Source organism: Nonomuraea sp. NPDC049152, from assembly GCF_040648355.1.
Lineage (GTDB): Bacteria > Actinomycetota > Actinomycetes > Streptosporangiales > Streptosporangiaceae > Nonomuraea.
Genome location: NZ_JBEZDO010000006.1, coordinates 45,239 through 61,489, shown reverse-complemented (window position 1 = coordinate 61,489; position 16,251 = coordinate 45,239). Strand labels below are relative to the sequence as shown.

General features: G+C 71.5%; 14 protein-coding genes. 5 read left to right on the top strand and 9 right to left on the bottom strand.

All coding sequences use genetic code 11. The features are described 5' to 3' along the window. Position 1 precedes the first annotated feature (1 nt). Both AB0B45_RS13530 and AB0B45_RS13525 read right to left on the bottom strand, forming a co-directional pair. Positions 2-670 (bottom strand): response regulator transcription factor, encoded by a 669-nt coding sequence (locus AB0B45_RS13530; RefSeq protein ID WP_358129571.1) that lies wholly within the window; start codon positions 668-670, stop codon positions 2-4. Beyond that, on the bottom strand, positions 663-2,390 hold the full coding sequence (locus tag AB0B45_RS13525) for a GAF domain-containing sensor histidine kinase (RefSeq protein ID WP_358129568.1): 1,728 nt from the start codon (positions 2,388-2,390) through the stop codon (positions 663-665). Before AB0B45_RS13525 ends, AB0B45_RS13530 begins: the two co-directional genes overlap by 8 nt. A gap of 111 nt (positions 2,391-2,501) precedes the next feature. On the opposite strand from AB0B45_RS13525, the gene AB0B45_RS13520 reads away from it, so the two are divergent. After that, positions 2,502-3,833: a serine hydrolase gene (locus AB0B45_RS13520; protein WP_358129565.1), complete on the top strand. Its 1,332-nt coding sequence runs from the start codon at positions 2,502-2,504 to the stop codon at positions 3,831-3,833. 169 nt (positions 3,834-4,002) lie between these two features. On the opposite strand, the gene AB0B45_RS13515 is transcribed toward AB0B45_RS13520, so the two are convergent. Then, positions 4,003-4,995 carry a hypothetical protein gene (locus tag AB0B45_RS13515; protein ID WP_358129562.1) on the bottom strand — a complete coding sequence of 331 codons (993 nt, stop codon included), beginning with the start codon at positions 4,993-4,995 and terminating at the stop codon, positions 4,003-4,005. A 114-nt stretch (positions 4,996-5,109) separates the two neighbouring features. Between AB0B45_RS13515 and AB0B45_RS13510 the strand changes: the two genes are divergently transcribed. Next, complete coding sequence (locus tag AB0B45_RS13510; RefSeq protein ID WP_358129560.1) at positions 5,110-5,613, top strand: helix-turn-helix domain-containing protein; 504 nt, start codon at positions 5,110-5,112, stop codon at positions 5,611-5,613. Between the two features lie 81 nt (positions 5,614-5,694). Next, the gene (locus AB0B45_RS13505) at positions 5,695-7,401 is read left to right on the top strand and encodes a protein kinase (protein WP_358129557.1); all 1,707 of its coding nucleotides are present in this window, start codon (positions 5,695-5,697) and stop codon (positions 7,399-7,401) included. Between the two features lie 6 nt (positions 7,402-7,407). On the opposite strand, the gene AB0B45_RS13500 is transcribed toward AB0B45_RS13505, so the two are convergent. From AB0B45_RS13500 to AB0B45_RS13490, 3 genes are read right to left on the bottom strand one after another with little or no spacing between them, the layout of a single operon-like run. Further along, a complete protein-coding gene (locus AB0B45_RS13500) occupies positions 7,408-9,594 on the bottom strand; it encodes a bifunctional polysaccharide deacetylase/glycosyltransferase family 2 protein (RefSeq protein WP_358129554.1) in 2,187 nt (728 codons plus the stop codon). Then, on the bottom strand, positions 9,591-10,127 hold the full coding sequence (locus tag AB0B45_RS13495) for a hypothetical protein (RefSeq protein ID WP_358129551.1): 537 nt from the start codon (positions 10,125-10,127) through the stop codon (positions 9,591-9,593). The genes AB0B45_RS13500 and AB0B45_RS13495 overlap by 4 nt, the downstream gene beginning before the upstream one ends. An 11-nt stretch (positions 10,128-10,138) precedes the next feature. Continuing rightward, positions 10,139-10,627, bottom strand: a complete 489-nt coding sequence (locus AB0B45_RS13490; RefSeq protein ID WP_358129549.1) for a MarR family transcriptional regulator — start codon at positions 10,625-10,627, stop codon at positions 10,139-10,141. A gap of 53 nt (positions 10,628-10,680) precedes the next feature. Here AB0B45_RS13490 and AB0B45_RS13485 point away from each other — a divergent pair, with 53 nt between their 5' ends. Beyond that, entirely contained in the window at positions 10,681-11,070 is a 390-nt protein-coding gene (locus AB0B45_RS13485) for a PPOX class F420-dependent oxidoreductase (RefSeq protein WP_358129547.1), read from the top strand. Here AB0B45_RS13485 and AB0B45_RS13480 read toward each other — a convergent pair. Genes AB0B45_RS13480 through AB0B45_RS13470 form a run of 3 tightly spaced genes read right to left on the bottom strand, consistent with a single transcriptional unit; the run spans position 11,060 to position 14,515 of the window. Continuing rightward, the gene (locus AB0B45_RS13480; protein ID WP_358129544.1) at positions 11,060-11,935 is read right to left on the bottom strand and encodes a PfkB family carbohydrate kinase; all 876 of its coding nucleotides are present in this window, start codon (positions 11,933-11,935) and stop codon (positions 11,060-11,062) included. The genes AB0B45_RS13485 and AB0B45_RS13480 overlap by 11 nt on opposite strands. 38 nt (positions 11,936-11,973) lie before the next feature. Next, the gene (locus AB0B45_RS13475; RefSeq protein ID WP_358129542.1) at positions 11,974-12,999 is read right to left on the bottom strand and encodes a LacI family DNA-binding transcriptional regulator; all 1,026 of its coding nucleotides are present in this window, start codon (positions 12,997-12,999) and stop codon (positions 11,974-11,976) included. A 10-nt stretch (positions 13,000-13,009) separates the two neighbouring features. Then, positions 13,010-14,515, bottom strand: coding sequence for a glycoside hydrolase family 13 protein (locus AB0B45_RS13470; protein ID WP_358129539.1), 1,506 nt, complete (start codon positions 14,513-14,515; stop codon positions 13,010-13,012). Between the two features lie 370 nt (positions 14,516-14,885). Between AB0B45_RS13470 and AB0B45_RS13465 the strand changes: the two genes are divergently transcribed. Then, positions 14,886-16,169, top strand: coding sequence for an ATP-binding cassette domain-containing protein (locus AB0B45_RS13465; RefSeq protein ID WP_358129536.1), 1,284 nt, complete (start codon positions 14,886-14,888; stop codon positions 16,167-16,169). The last annotated feature ends 82 nt before the right edge of the window (positions 16,170-16,251 follow it).

Here is a 16,251-nt window from a genome sequence, read left to right as displayed (position 1 = left end):
CTCAAGGGCCGAGGTAGGCGAGAACGGCGGCGACGCGGCGGTGGACGTCGGCGCTGTTCTCCAGCCCCAGCTTGGTGAAGATGGCGTTGACGTTCTTCTCCACCGACGAGATCGACAGGTGCAGGGCCCGCGCGATGCCGCCGTTCGAGCGGCCCCTGGCCATCTCGCGCAGCACGTCGCGCTCGCGCGGGGTCAGCTCCTCCTGCTCCTCCCGCACGTCCCTTCTTGCCAGCAGGCCCTCCACCACCTTGGGGTCGATCACCGAACCCCCCGTGGCGACGGCCCTGATCGCGCCGAGCAGCTCCTCCAGGTCGCCCACCCTGTCCTTGAGCAGGTAGGCGAATCCCTCGGTGCCGTGCTTGAACAGCTCGAAGGCGAACAGCGCGTCGGCGTACTGCGACAGCACGACCACGCCGATGCCCGGGTGCTCCGCGTGGACGCGATGGGCGGCGTCGATGCCCTCGAAGCCCGCCCTCCACTGCCCTCCTGGCATCCTGATGTCGGTCACGACCACGTCGGGCGTGAGCCTGCGCACGGCGTCGAGCAGTTCGTCGGCGTTGCCGACCGCGCCCACCACGACGATCTCGCCGGACATCTCCAGCAGCCGCCTGGTGCCTTCGCGCACCAGGTAGTGGTCGTCGGCCACGACCGTCCGCAGCGGCTCAGCCATCGACGGGCACCCACGCCATCATCCGTGTCCCCTTCCCTGTCTCGCTGACGATCTCGAGCCTGCCGCCGAGGGCGTCGAGCCGGTCCGACAGCGGGGACAGGCCCCTCCTGACCGTCGTGGCGAGGTCGAAGCCCTTGCCGTCGTCGCTGACGGTGGCGCGCAGCCTGCCACCTTCGCGGGCCAGCCGTACCTCGATCCTCGTGGCGGCGGCATGCTTGAGCGCGTTGGCCACCGCCTCGCTGACGGTGAAGTACATCGCGCCCTCCACCTCGTCGGGGAAGCGGGCGGCCCGCAGCCCCTCGCCCACGCTCACCTTGGTGGGGACGGGCAGCCGCGCGCAGCGCTCCTCGACCGCCTCGACGAGGCCGCCCTGGCCGAGCGCGGACGGGTGGATGCCGGCGGCCAGCTCGCGCAGGTCGGCGAGGGTCTGGCGGGCCTGCTCGCGCAGTTCGGCGAGCATCCGCGGACCGCCGCCCGTGGCCCTGGCCAGTTCGAGCCCCGCGATCAGGGCGACGAGCTGCTGCTGGACGCCGTCGTGGATGTTGCGCTCGATCCGCCGCCGCTCCGCCTCCTGCGCGTTGACCAGGCGCGCGGCCAGGCCGTCGCTCTGGATGGCGAGCCCCGCGGGTACGGCGAGCGCTTCGAGGAAGCGGCGGTCCTCGGCGGTGAGGGCGCCGTACTCCCTCGGACCGCACTCCAGCTGGCCGAGCCCGCCCCTGACGGGGACGACGAGCGCGGCGGGCCCGTCCTCGTGCCCTGCCACGACGCGGGCGCCGTCGGCCAGCCGTACCGCCGCCCAGGTGGTGTTCAGCGCCACGCGCACGGCGGCGGCCAGCCTGCCGAGCAGCTCCACGGGCTCGGGGCTGTCGTCGAGGACGGAGCCGAAGCGGGAGAGCACCTCGCCGACCGTGGGCCGCACGTCGAAGACCATGAGCAGCCTGGAGCCCCGGATGCCGATCCTGATGTCGAGGAGCTGGTGGCGGACGACGGCGACGGCGACCGCGGCGGGCAGCGAGCCGAGGATGCCGGTCAGCCCGGCCATTCCCCATCCCTCGTGGCCGCCGACGAGGAAGACGGCGAGCGCGACGAAGCCCGCCAGGTTGGCCGTCGCGCCGGCCACCATCCAGGCGTACTGCCCGCGTTCGGCCCGCCCGCTGCGCCGCCACCGCACGACGAGGCCCACGGCCACGATCACGGCCACGGCCCACGCGGTCAGCTGGCCGAGGCTGGCCATCACGGCCGCCGGCAGGGGAGCCGTCGTGGGATTGCCCAACGATATGGGCCCCATCATGATGATGCCGCCGGCGTGTGCGGCGATCGCGGCCGCCCCGATCCAGGCCACGGGCCGCCAGCGCCTGGATGGCAGCCGCCCCTCGGGGAACAGCAAGGGGACGAAGATCGAGTTGAGCCCGTAGTAGACGGCGTACATCGCGGCGCCGACGGGGTTCACGAACCCTGCCACGGGCGCGAACCTGGTCTCGAAGCCGACGCCCAGGGTGCCCGCGCCGAAGCTCACCGCCGTGGCCAGCAGCAGCCAGCCGTACGGGATCAGGGGGCGTCTGACGGCCAGCAGCCAACCCAGCGCGGGGAAGAGCAGGGCCAGGACGATGAAGGCCCACTGGAGGAACGGGGCGGGCAGTCCCGTCTCCATCAACGCTCCCGCGACCACGCCCGCTGCGGCGATCGCCGCGAGGAACCCGGCAATCAGCCTCGAACCCATAAGCACCAATCGTCGAGAGCCAGCCGGGGGACGTCTATGAGGTTATCCGCATATTTGATGATGAGGCTGGCTTGGTGGGCTTCCCGCACCCGGCTCGGTTGGCTGGACGGCATGAGAACCGTTGCCATCACCGTGACCGCCTCGTCGCTCCTCCTGACGGCGTGCGCCGCCGCCGTCACCTCGCCGGCGGCGGCCGCCTCCGCCGGAGCGGCCACGGCAGGGACCGCGGTCGTGCGCGATGTCCCGATCCCCGACACGGCCGCGGGCAGGCAGCTGCGCTGGTTCGTGGCGGCCGTGCCGGACGCGCCGATCCCCGAGGAGCAGTTCCCCGAGCACTTCAGCGCGGCGATGGTCGCCCAGATACCGCCCGCCGAATTCAACAAGACCCTGGTCGCCATGAAGGACCTGCGTCTTGCCAAGATCCTCCACGCCGAGCCCAACATGATCACCTCCGAGGTGACGACGGGGGGCAAGACGTTCTGGATGGAACTCACGGTCGACTCCGACGGCAAGATCAGCGGGCTGCGGCTGCTGACCCCCGTCACTCCGAAGCCCACTCCCACGAGCTGGAAGGAGATCGACGGGCGCGTCAAGAAGGCGGCGCCGAGGATCGGGTTCATGGCCGCCGAGATCACCCCCGGCGGCGACTGCCGTCCGGTGCGCTCCCTCGCCCCGCGTACGGCCAGGCCGCTCGGCTCGATGTTCAAGCTGTACGTCCTGCGGGCCGCCGCCAAGAAGATCCCCGACTGGGACTCGAAGCTCACCATCAAGCCGGAGCTGAAGAGCGTGGGCAGCGGCGAGCTGCAGAACAGGCCGGACAACAGCCAGGTCTCGGTGATGGAGGCCGCCAAGCTGATGATCGCCATCAGCGACAACACCGCGGCCGACCTGCTGATCCACAAGGTCGGCAGGAAGGCCGTCGAGGCCACCCAGTCGCGCAACGTCCCGTTCCTCACCACGCGGGAGCTGTTCGCGCTGAAGGGCGCCGACTACCCCGCGCACGCCAAGCGCTATCTGCCGCTCGGGAAGGAGCAGCGAAGGGACTACCTGGACAAGGTGGTCGCCAAGGTGCCGCTCAGCGCGATCTCCGCGTGGGCCAAGCCGCGCGAGCTGGACACCATCGAGTGGTTCGGCTCCCCCGCCGACGTCTGCGCCGCGCACGCCAAGCTGCGCGGGCTCAAGGACAGGCGCGTCGAGGAGGTCATGACGCAGTCCGACGGCGGGCTCGGCCTCGACCCGAAGAAGTGGCGTTCGGTGTGGTTCAAGGGCGGGTCCGAGCAGGGCGTCGCGGACGTCGGCTACTCGGCCAGGACCAAGGACGGGCGCACGTTCTTCGTCACGGCCATGGCCTCCGACACCGCGGCCCCGCTCGACGAGGGCAACGTCACCACCGAGCTGATCGCCGTGAGCAAGGGGGCGTTCGCGCTGATGGAGAAGCGCTGACAGCCGCCCCGCGAGGTCCCGGTCACTCCGGCCCACCTCTGTGAGCAGGGCACGGGCGGCCACTCCCAGGGCGCGGCGCAGCTCGGCGGGGCCCAGGTCGCCGGCCAGGGCCCCGCGCAGCGGTGCGGTGAGCTCGGCCGGCAGCCGGTCGGCGCCCTCAGCGTAGGGATCACACCCTCGTGGGGGCGCAGACCGGCAGCGAGCGACGGGCGTAGGAGAGGGCGGCCACGATGAGGCCGATGCCGAGGCCGGCGAAGGCGAGCCCGCCGAACAGGGTCATCCACGTGATTCCCTCGGCGGTGAAGGGCGGCGAGGCGGTCATCTCCGGCAGGACGCCGGCCACGGTGAGCGCGGTGTAGCAGACGAGCAGCACGCCGTAGACCGACAGGGTGGTGGCCGTCAGCCACGCGGGGATCAGCGGCAGCAGGCGCGGCACCCGCCGTCCCGCCAGGAACAGCGTCCAGCGAGGGAAGATCTGTCCCCACTTGTACATCAGGCCGGTCAGCAGGAAGACGCCGACCAGCGCGGCCAGCACGGTCACGTCGATCCCCGCCGACGCCAGCGCCGCCGACACGCCCCGCTCCTCGGCGCCCATCACCCGCTGCCACGCCGCGCCGGTCACGCCGAGCGCGTCGCCGTCCAGCAGCCAGATCGTCTTGACCGCCGCCCACGGCACCAGCCCGCACATCAGCGCGTAGACCGCCACCCGCGTCCGCGTGGACGCGCGCGTCGGCGCGGGGTGGCTGGGCGCTCCCCCACCCTCGTGCCCGCCCCCGCACCTCGGGCAGCGCCCGCGCAGCCTCCTCCCGTACGGCACGGCGGCCCCCAGCAGCAGGACCGCGCCCACGGCGTTCAGCACCACCTGCGCCAGCCCCGTGACGCTGTCCACTCCGGTCAGCGACATCAGCGTGACGAAGAGCATCGGCGCGCCCGCCGTTCCCGCGGCGAAGACGGCGAGGGCCACCCACAGCGTCGCCATCACGACCACGCTGCCCTGCCTGGCCCGGCTCGCCAGCGCGGCGAGGACGGCCAGCGCCGCCATGAGCAGGTGGACGGCCGGCGTGTAGCTCAGCTGCAGCGCCCACCCCACAGGCGTTCCCGTCACGACCCAGGACACCTGCGCCGCCGCGTACAGGCAGGCCCAGATCATCAGCGCGTTCATGCCTCCAGGGTCGTGGCCCCTGGGCCGCGCGGCCTCCCCCCGCAGTGCCATCCCGCTCCCCCACGAGGGGGAACGCAGGGTCGGTCCGGATATCCAACGCAGTAGTCTGAAGGCATGACGAAAGCCCGCCCCTGCTCGATCGCGGACACCCTCGCCGTGGTTGGCGAGAAGTACTCTCTGCTGGTGCTGCGCGAGGTGTTCTTCGGCGTGCGGCGCTTCGAGTCGATGGTGCGCAACATCGGCGCTCCCCGCGACATCCTGGCGGCGAGGCTGCGCAGGCTCGTCGAGGCGGGCGTGCTGGAGAAGGTCGCCTACAGCGACAGGCCGCGCAGGTACGAGTACCGGCCGACGGAGGCGGGGCTCGACCTGCAGAACGTGCTCCACCTGCTGCGCCAGTGGGGCGACAGGCATCTGGCCGAGACGCCGCCCGTGGTGTTCGAGCACTCGTGCGGCGCGTCCTTCGACGCGGTGGTGACGTGCGCCTCCTGCGGCGAGGCAATCAGGCCCGGATCGCAGACCGCCCACTTCCAGGTCGAGGGCTGGGGCCTGGCAGGCGAACGCCCCGCCGACGCGGCCGCTGGAGCGCAGTCGAGCCCCTCGCAGGCCGTTCTCGGTTAGAGTTCCGGGTGAATACGGTCATGCCGGGCGAAGGACGGTCGGTTGGGACGGCGGGAGCACGAAAGCGAGGGGGCAGCGACGGTGGGATCGCCGCTGGCTCCTGAGGACCCGGTCTCGATCGGGCCCTACCGGCTCGAGAGCCGCCTGGGCTCGGGTGGCATGGGCACGGTCTTCTTCGCGCTGGCGCCCGACGGGGCCAAGGTCGCGGTGAAGGCGATCAGGCGCGATTTCGCCGCCGACCCCGTCTACCGGGCGCGCTTCCACGAGGAGGTGTCCAACGCGAGGCGCGTGGCCTCCTTCTGCACCGCCCGCGTGCTGGACCACGGCGACGACGACGGCCTGCTCTACCTGGTCACCGAGTACATCGACGGCGTCTCGCTCGAGGACCATCTCATCGAGCACGGCGCGCTGTCGCCCTCGGTGCTGCACTCGGCCGCGGTCGGGGTGGCGGCGGCGCTCACGGCGATTCACGCGGCGGGCCTGGTCCACCGCGACCTCAAGCCCGCCAACGTGATGCTGACGCTCGCGGGCCCCCGCGTGATCGATTTCGGCCTGGCGCGTTCCACGCAGGTGGGCTCGCGGCACACCAACGTCGGCCTGGTCATGGGCACGCCCGGCTGGATCGCCCCCGAGCAGGTCTTCGAGGGACGCACCAGCCCCGCGGCCGACGTGTTCGCGTGGGGCTCGCTGATCGCCTACGCGGGGCTCGGCGGGCACCCGTTCGGATCGGGCGACGCCTACGTGATGGCGGCGCGCGCCCGCACGGCCCCGCCCGACCTGCGGGGGCTGCCCGCGCCGCTCGACCGGCTGGTGGCCGCGGCCATCCACCCCGATCCCGCGCGCCGTCCGCAGGCCAGGGAACTGCTGCTGGAGCTGGTGGGCGCGCCCGACGTGGCGGGGGCGCAGCTGGCGGCCACCCGCCACCTGACGAACTCCTGGAATCCCGCCGATTTCGGGGTACGGCAGCCGCCGCCCCCTCCCGGCTGGACCCCGCCGCCCGACCACCGCCCCGCCGGCGCGCCGCACGCACCTCCTCCGCCGCCGCCGCGGGCCCATCAGGGTCCGCCCGCTCGCGGGCCGCAGCCCGTGGCGCCCGACCGGCAGCCGCGGCCGCCCGCGCCGCAGATGCCGCAGGTGCAGCAGGTGCCGCCCGCGGAGACGACGATCCCGCCCACGCGACGCGGGCCGATCCCGCCCGCCGCCAATCCGGCCGAGACGACGGGCCCCGGGTCCCTGGCCGCCTACAACCGCACAGGGCAGGGGCCGCGCCCGCCGTACCAGGCGACGGGGCAGGGGCCGCTGCCCCGCCCGCCCGCGCGCAGAGGCGGGGTGCTCACCGGGTGCCTGGTGGCCGCCGCCGTGGTGGTGGGCCTGGCACTACTGCTGATCATGGCCATGGCGTGGATCTTCAAACCGGCCGCCATCGGGGCGGAGGGCCCCGTGCAGGACGGCAAGCTGCGCTTCACGGTGGTCGGGCACAAGTGCGCGAAGGCCGCGAAGGCCGCGACCGTGCGCGTGTGCAGGGTCACGCTGAAGGTCAGCAACATCGGCCAGGAGGGCAGGGTCCTCTATCCGGGCCAGCAGAAGCTGCTCGACGACGACGACGTCCCGCACACCGCGGCCAAGCTGCTCGACAAGGCGGGCAAGGAGATCCAGCCGATCAGGATCGGCCCCGGCGAGTCGTTCACCGGTGGGCTGGTGTTCGAGCTGCCGAAGGCGGCCGACGCGGCCGAGGTCGAGCTGCACGACTCCGGCCTGAGCCGCGGCATCAGGGTGACGCTCGGCTAGCGCGCCTCATGGCGCCGCCTGTCGCGGGAGCGCTCCGCCGAATGTGCCCTCCCTTCGCACCGTGTGCCAGCGCAGCCGTACCCCGAGTATCGCGGTGGCCAAGGACTGGATCACCACGAGGTACATGAGCTGCCGATACACGAACTGCTGTAGAGGCAGCACCCACAACGCGGAGGCGCGCTCACCGTCGAGCCGCAGCGCGTACCAGCCCGTCAGTGCCTGCACGACGACGAATCCCGCCCACACCGCGACGACGGGGAGCGGGTCGCCGACGGCGGTGTTGTAGAGGGCCATGAGATCGACGACCGGTGCCAGCAAGGGCAGCACCACCTGGAACAGGGTCAGGTAACCCAGGCAACGCCGCCCGAACGGGCCGCGCTCGATCAGCGCGCGCCGGTGCTTCCACATCGCCTGAAGGGTGCCGTAGCACCATCGGTAGCGCTGCTTCCAGAGCTGGCCGAGCGAGTTGGGCGCCTCCGTCCATGCCAGCGCCTTCTCCTCGTAGACCACGCGCCATCCCGACCTGCACAGCGCCATCGTCAGATCGGTGTCCTCGGCCAGGGTGTCGACACTGACCCCGCCCAGCGCGACCAGGGCCGATCGGCGGAAGGCCCCGATCGCCCCCGGCACCGTCGCCATGCAGTCGAGCAGTTCGAAGGCGCGCCTGTCGAGGTTGAAGCCGATGACGTACTCGATGTGCTGCCAGCGTCCGATCATGCCCCGCCTGTTGCCCACCTTCGTGTTGCCGCTGACCGCGCCGACCGCGGGATCGGCGAGCTGACGCACCAGATGCCCGATGGTGGCGGGCTCGAAGACGGTGTCGCCGTCCACCATGACGAGCAGCTCGTGGCGGGCGTGCGCGATGCCGGTGTTGAGCGCCGCCGGTTTGCCGCCGTTGGGCTGTCGCACGACCCTGACGTTGGGCAGGCCCAGCGCCGCGGCGAGATCGGCGGTCGCGTCGGTGGAGCCGTCGTCGACGACGATCACCTCCAGCTCGCCCGTATAGCTCGTCCGCACGAGCGACAGCACGGTCGCCTGAATGCCCGCCTCCTCGTTGTAGGCGGGCACGATCACGGTCACCGGAGGTGGCGCTTCCCAGCGCGCGACCCCTCTACGGCGTCTGCCTCGCCGGGTTCTACGGGCGTGCATCCACGCGAGCGCCGCGAAGAGGCCCAGCCGCGCCAGGGTGAGCGTGCCCGCGGCGAACAGCACCCACGACAGCGCGGCGGTGAGCGTGCCGGCGGCACGCTGGGCCGTGTTGAGGGCCCAGCCGGTGAAGCGCTCCACCCCTGCAGCCGGTTGGTGCGCGGACGGCATACCGAGGGCGCCCGTCACGGTGACCGCCCGGTATCCCCTACTGCCGAGTTCCTTCAGTGCCAGGTCCAGCCCCTTGACCGTCCGGCTCCGGTCGCCGCCCGAGTCGTGCATCATGACGATCGCGCCGCGCCCCTTGGCGGGAAGCGCGCTCTTCGCGATCCGTCCTGCCGTCACCTGACTCCAGTCCTTGGTGTCCAGGTCCGTCAGCGCGATCAGATATCCCTCTGCGGCGACGGCGCGCAGGCTCTGCCACTGCGGCTGCGTGACGGCCGCGGGGGTCGAGGAGTACGGCGGGCGGACGAGGGTGGTGTGCAACCCTGTCGCGCCCGCCAGCGCCTTCTGCGTCAAGGAGAGCTCCAGCCGCAGGCGCCATCCGGGAACGGCCGTGAGGTCGGCGTGGGCGTAGGTGTGGTTGCCGATCTCGTGTCCCTCGGTGACGATCCGCCGCGCGAGGTCCGGGTACCGGGCGACCTTCGAACCGACGGTGAAGAAGGTCGCCTTCGCCCCATGGCGCCTGAGCACGTCGAGGACCTGCGGCGTCCAGGTGGGGTCGGGTCCGTCGTCGAAGGTCAGGGCCACGCTCCTGGCGGGCGGCCTGGCGCTGGCCGCCGCACCCGCCGTGAGGTTCAGCACGGGGCCGCCTCGCCGTACCCCTTCCAGCTCGGGCGTGGAGACGTCGATCGCGGGCGGAGGCGTCTGCGTTTCGCCGACGACGTTGGTGACGTAGCCGTTGAGCACCAGCGCGCAAGCGATCAGAACCATCCCGACGGCGAGGAGGAGCCAGTGGCCGCGGGGGTCTGCCGCCTTCGCGCTACCCATGGTGATCGTCGGGTCCGCGGCGCCGGCGGCGCGACGCCTGTCGGTGGGAACGCTCACCCCTTCGGGCCCTTCGTCCTGTCGGGGTCATGACCCGGTGGCGTCTTGCCGTCCAGGCCAGGCGGCGTTTCAGGGGCGGTCGGCTCGGCCGTGATGGTGGGATCGGATACCGGGTCGGGCCGGGCGCTCGGGGCGGAGGGCGACTCGTCGTGTCCTTCGACACCGTTGGAAGGTCGTGCCATCCGCACGCTCTGCTCGGGCCGAGACGTGCGCGAGGGTGTGGGCGGCCGCTCGGCGCTGGGCGTGGGCCGGATCCTGGCACGCGTCGCGGTCGGCGTGGGCGACTCGCGCGTGGCCTTGCTCCTGGACGGCTGCGGCGAGGCCGTGTCCTCCGCCGGTGAGCCACCCCCCGGCCAGCCGCTCACCGAGAGCGTCGTGCCGGTGAACAGGCCGCCGAGCACGACGACCAGCAGGGCGAAGGCCAGCGAGCTCGCGACGATGGAACCAACCATGATCAGCCGCCTGCGGCGGCCGCTGTGGTCGACGAACACCGCCTGTGGCGGGGGTGTGGAACGGTGGCGCTGAGAGGACACGCCGAGCGATCCTAGTGACCCTCGGTCACGTGTTGGGAACATCCGGGTTCATTGCGTTCTTCCGGGCCCGCTGAGGGCGCCAAGGCGCGCCCGAAGCGGGTCAGCAGATCGCGTAGCAGGTCGCGCTCTTCCGACGTGAAGGCGGCGGCGATCCTGCGCTCGATCGTCACGGCGGCGGCGTCGGCCAGCTCCAGCGCCCGCCTGCCCTCGTCGGTGAGGTGGGTCTCGAGCATCTGGCGGTGCCACGGGTGCGGACGGCGCTCGACGAGCCCGCGCTCCATGAGGTTCTTGAGCACGACGTTGGACGCCTGAGGGGTCACCAGGCACTGCCTGGCCAGGGCCGCGTTGGAGATGCCCGGATTGCCGGCCAGCACGAGCAGGGCCGCGTACTGCGGCACGGTGAGGCCCGCCTTCTTGACGGCCGCGTGCTTGGCCGCCATCAGCAGCTGCTCGGCGCGTTTCACATCGAGCCCGAGGCGCTCCTCAGCCGGCATTCCCATGCCCGAACTATACAGACATTGAGAACCATCAATACTTTGATAGTGTGCGCGCCATGAGTGTGATTCCAGACAGCCATCTCGATCTGCTGACCCGGCCGCTGTTCGCCCACCTGGCGACGTTGATGCCGGACGGGACGCCCCAGGTGACGCCGGTGTGGACGATCTGGGACGGGGAGTTCCTCCGCTTCACCACCACCACGGACCGGCGCAAGGGCAAGAACGCGGCCGAGCGTCCTTCGGTCAGTCTGTCGATCAACGACCCCGACGCGCCGTACCGCTACCTGGAGGTGCGCGGCGTGGTGGAGCGGGTCGACCCCGACCCCGAGGGCGACTTCTTCGACGTGCTGGCCAGGCGGTACGGATTGGACTACGAGCGCCCCGTGGGCGACGCCGAGCGGCGGGTGGTCCTGGTCGTGCGCCCGACCAGGTGCACTAAGCAGTAGCCGCGCGGGCCAGCAGCGTGTCCTCGGTGATCGGGTTCTCGTGCGTGCCCTCGGAGACGCAGGCGTGGGCTCCCGCGATGGCGCCGAGGCGCGCGCACGCCTCCACGAATTCGCCGCGCAGCATGCCGTACAGGAAGCCGGAGACGAAGGCGTCGCCCGCGCCGTTGGAGTCGGCGACCGGTGCCGGCAGCGGCGCGGCGGGGAAGGCGCGCACGTCGCCGTCTCCCGTCAGGACCAGGCAGCCGCGCGCCCCGTCGGTGCAGACGACGGTGTGGGCGCGCCCGTGGCGCCTGATGTGACGCATCGTGGCGCGCGGGTCCTCCAACGCGGTGGCCGACAGGAAGACCAGGTCGGAGCCGTAGGCGAAGTCCTTGTGGTAGTCGGACAGGCCGTCCCAGTCGTGCAGGTCCGTGGAGATGGGGACGTCGGTGAGGTCGGGGTAGACGTGGCGGGCGAAGTCGGTGATCGAGACGTGCACGTGGCGGGCGGGGTGCAGGTAGAGCTCGCGCGGCAGCCGCTCCCCCTCCACCTGGCGCGCGTCGAAGAGCGAGGTGCGCCGGCCGTCGGGGCCCACGAGCAGGAGGCTGCGCCTGGTGCCCGCGGCCGCCGGCGCCCACGCGAAGTCGACGCCCTTGGCTGCCAGGTGCTCCCTGATGAGCCTGCCCTGGGGGTCGTCGCCGATCAGGTCGGCGAACCTGGTCCGCAGCCCCAGGGCGGTGCAGCCGAGCGCCACACCGGCCCCCGTGTTGCCGATGCGGTCGACGACGGGAGGCACGTGGTAGGTGTCGGCGTATGGCAGGGGCAGCGCGGGCACGTAGGCGGTGGAGTCGATCCCCGCGCCACCGATGACCAGCACGTCGTACATTTCTCGACCTCCAGGAATTCGGCCTTCGGCGAGCCGCGTCAGCGGTTGACCAGTGGCCCCGAGCCCGTCGAGCCGCGGACCACGAGCTCGGGCTGGAAGATCAGCTCGAGGTGCCGTCCCGGCGTCCCGTGGACCTCTTCCAGCAGCGTCTGCACGGCCGCCGACGCCATCGCCCCGATCGGCTTGCGGACGGTGGTCAGCGGCGGATCGGTGAAGGCGATCAGCGGCGAGTCGTCGAACCCGACCACCGAGACCTCGCCGGGCACCGACCTGCCCCGTTCCCTGCACGCCCTGATCGCGCCCAGCGCCATGAGGTCGCTCGCGCACACGATGCCCGTGCAGCCGCGGGCCAGCAGCTGCGCGGCGGCGGCCTGCCCGCCCTCGACGGAGAACAGGGAGTGGGCGATCAGGTCGTCGACGTCGTGGACCCCCAGCAGCTGGGCCATCGCCTGCCGGTAGCCCTCGATCTTCCTGATCACCGGCACGAACCTGCGCGGCCCCAGCGCCAGGCCGATGCGCTCGTGCCCGAGATCGACCAGATGCTGGACGGCCAGCCTGGAGGCCAGCCTGTCGTCGGGCGAGATGAACGGCGCGTCGACGTTCTCGTTGTAGCCGTCGACCAGCACGATCGGCAGCCCACGGTCGGTCAGCCGGGTGTAGCGGTCCATCCGCGCGGTGGTGTCGGCGTGCAGGCCCGAGACGAAGACGATGCCGCTGACGCCCCTGTCGACCAGCAGCTCGGTGAACTCGTCCTCCGGCGCGCCGCCGGGCAGCTGCGTGCACAGCACGGGCGTGTAGCCGTGGTGCGTCAGCGCCTTCTCGATGGCCTGCGCGAACGCGGGGAAGATCGGGTTGTCCAGTTCGGGCGTGACCAGCCCGATGAGCCCGTTGCTGCGCTGGCGCAGCCGCTGCGGCCGTTCGTAACCCATGAGGTCGAGCGCGGTCATGACGGCCTGGCGGGTCGCGGAGGAGACCCCCGGCTTGCCGTTGAGCACCCGGCTGACGGTGGCCTCGCTCACCCCTGCCTGGGCGGCGATGTCGGCGAGACGGGCGTGACCGTTCATGGTGGACACTTTACGCACCCTTGGCCCGCCACCACGTGGTGGAATCGGGAGCGAGACGGCCCTGCTCGACGGGGCCGCTGGACAGGATCGGCCGGCCGTCGACGGCGTGGGCGACGGGCTCGCCGGTGAGGTTGACCGTGCAGACGAAGCCGTCGTCGCGGCTGAAGACGAGCGTGCCCGCGGGCGAGTCGTGCCAGCGCAGCTCGCCCGACACGGTACGGCGCAGCCGCAACGCCTCCCTGTAGAGGGAGAGCATCGAGCCGGGGTCGCCGGTCTGCGCCTCGACCGAGAGGCGGCCCCAGTCGCCGGGGACCGGCAGCCACGGGCGGTGCCAGCCGTAGCCGTCGGAGGAGGTCCACGGCAACGGCACCCTGCAGCCGTCGCGGCCGCTGTCGGGGTCGCGCAGCCGCTGGGGGTCGAGACAGACCTCGGCGGGCAGGTCGAGCACCTCCGGCAGGCCGAGCTCCTCGCCGTTGTAGACGTAGGCCGAGCCGGGCAGCGCGAGCATGAGGAGCGCGGCGGCGCGGGCCCTCTCGAGGCTGCCGAAGCGGGTGACGTGCCGCTTGACGTCGTGGTTCGACAGCACCCACGTGGAGGGCGCGCCGACGGAGTCCGCCGTCTCCAGCGACTCGGTGATCACCTCGCGCAGTGCGCCTGCGTCCCATCGCGCGTTGAGGTAGTGGAAGTTGAAGGCCTGGTGGAGCTCGTCGTCGCGGACGTAGCGGGCCAGCCTGGCCGGCGTGGGCGCCCACGCCTCGGCGACGCCGATGCGCTCGCCGGGGTAGGAGTCGAGGACCTTGCGCCACGAGCGGTGGATCTCGTGGACGGCGTCGTTGTCGAAGTACGGCACGACGTCGTTGCCGATGAGGCGGACCTGGTCGGAGTGGCCGATGTCGGGCAGCCCCTCCGGCTTGACCATGCCGTGCGCGACGTCGACGCGGAAGCCGTCGACGCCCAGGTCGAGCCAGAAACGCAGGACCGACTCGAACTCGGCGCGCACCTCGGGGTTGTCCCAGTTGAGGTCGGGCTGCGAGGAGTCGAACAGGTGCAGGTACCACTGACCGTCCTCGACCTGCGTCCACGCGGGCCCGCCGAAGATCGACTCCCAGTCGTTCGGCTCGTCGCGGAAGATGTAGCGGTCGCGGTTGAGGCCGCGCAGCGCCTCCTGGAACCACGGATGGGCGGAGGAGGTGTGGTTGGGCACCACGTCCACGATCACCCTGATGCCCAGGCCGTGCGCCTCGTCGATGAGCGCCTTGGCGTCGGCCAGCGTGCCGAACAGCGGGTCGACGTCGCGGTAGTCGGCCACGTCGTAGCCGAAGTCGGCCATCGGCGAGGTGTAGAAGGGGGTCAGCCAGATGGCGTCGACACCCAGGTCGGCGAGGTAGCCCAGGTGGTCGCGCACGCCCATCAGGTCGCCGACGCCGTCCGCGTCGCCGTCGGCGAAGCTGCGCACGTACACCTGGTAGATCACCGCGTCCCGCCACCAGCGGGTCGGTGTCGAAGAGTGGGTCATGTGACGTCCCCCGGAACAACTAACAGGTCCCGCCGCACGACAGGACCACTACATATGAAAGGGCTTGCCGCAAGTTTACGCAAGCCTTTCCAAAGTGGGATTTTTCGCAATAAGTCAAGGCAGGGGATGGTTGCGGGCATACCCAAACCCGACCAGGGAGAGCACGAAAGTCGGCGGCGCCGGGGCTGGGCTTGAATCAGGAACGCGACGGTTACAGATTTTTCATGTCAAGTCTGGACAGCGCAGTGAACACGCGATGTACTACCTCAACATTCAGCCCCGTCACAGGTGACGTCTCATGCCCGCCAAGCAGCGATGACTCCCTCAGCCCCGGGAGTCTGATGCGTATCGACAAGCGTGGAGCAGACCCATGAGCACGGTCGTCCTGGACAAGGTAACCAAGGTCTACCCCGGGGGATACCTGGCGGTCGACCGGCTGAACCTGCGTGCCGCCGACGGGGAGTTCCTCGTCCTGCTCGGACCGTCGGGTTGCGGCAAGTCGACACTCCTGCGGATGATCGCGGGCCTGGAGGAGGTCACGGACGGCGACCTGTGGCTCGACGGCCAGCTCGCCAACCACCTGCCCCCGCGCGACCGCGACGTCGCGATGGTCTTCCAGAACGGCGCGCTCTACCCCCACCGCACCGTGCGCGGCAACATGGCCTTCCCCCTGGAGATCGCCAAGGCCGACCCCGCGCTGGTCAAGGAGCGCGTGACGGAGCTGTCCAAGGCCTTACACATCGACGAGACCCTGGACCGCAGGCCGGGCACCCTTTCCGGCGGTCAGCGCCAGCGGGTGGCCATGGGCCGCGCCATCGTCCGCCAGCCGAAGATCTTCCTCATGGACGAGCCGCTGTCCAACCTCGACGCGGGCATGCGCACCGAGCTGCGCATGGAGATCTCCTCGCTGGTCCGCTCGCTCGGCGTCACCACCATCTACGTCACGCATGACCAGGTCGAGGCGCTCACGCTGGCCGACCGCATCGCCATCATGAACAGGGGCGTGCTGCAGGACGTCGGAACTCCCGGCCAGATCTACAACGACCCCGCGACCGCGTTCGTGGCGGCCTTCCTCAGCTCCCAGCAGCTCAACCTGCTGCCCGCGACCGTGCGGACGCCCCAGAACCAGTACGTGCTGCTCGACTTCGGCCCCCACCAGCTGGTGATCCCCTGGAGCGACCCCAGGGCGTACGCGATCTCCCAGCACACCGGCGGCCAGATCATCGTGGGGCTGCGGCCCGACGGGCTCGCCCCGGTGGCGGAGTCGTACGACGGGCCGAGCTTCTACGGCAGGGTCAGGGCGCTGGAATACCACGGGCACGAATGGCTGGCGTACGTCGAGTGCGGGGTGCCTGCGGTGGCCGTGCCCGAGCCGCCCGACCCCAGGCGCAACGCCAACGGCCACCAGAACGGGAACGGCGGGCTGCGCGGAATGGTGCGGCGGCTGTTCGGGGCGCCGGAGGAGGAGCACGCGGAGCAGGAGCAGGTCGGCCACAACCTGCGCGACGGCAGCCACCGCAGGGCCGACCTGATCGTACGGCTCGGCGTACGGCCCGCGTGGCGGACCGGAGACCCCGCCAAGATCGGCGTGGACATCAGCAGGCTCATGCTGTTCAAGCTGGACGGCGCGCGCATCGACCCGCCTCGCCGCTGAGTCGCCCTCCGATCGCCCTGGTGATCGGGTTGGGCCCGCGCGGGTGGCGGCCGCTGCCCTGAGACCCGCGCGGGCGGCCGGC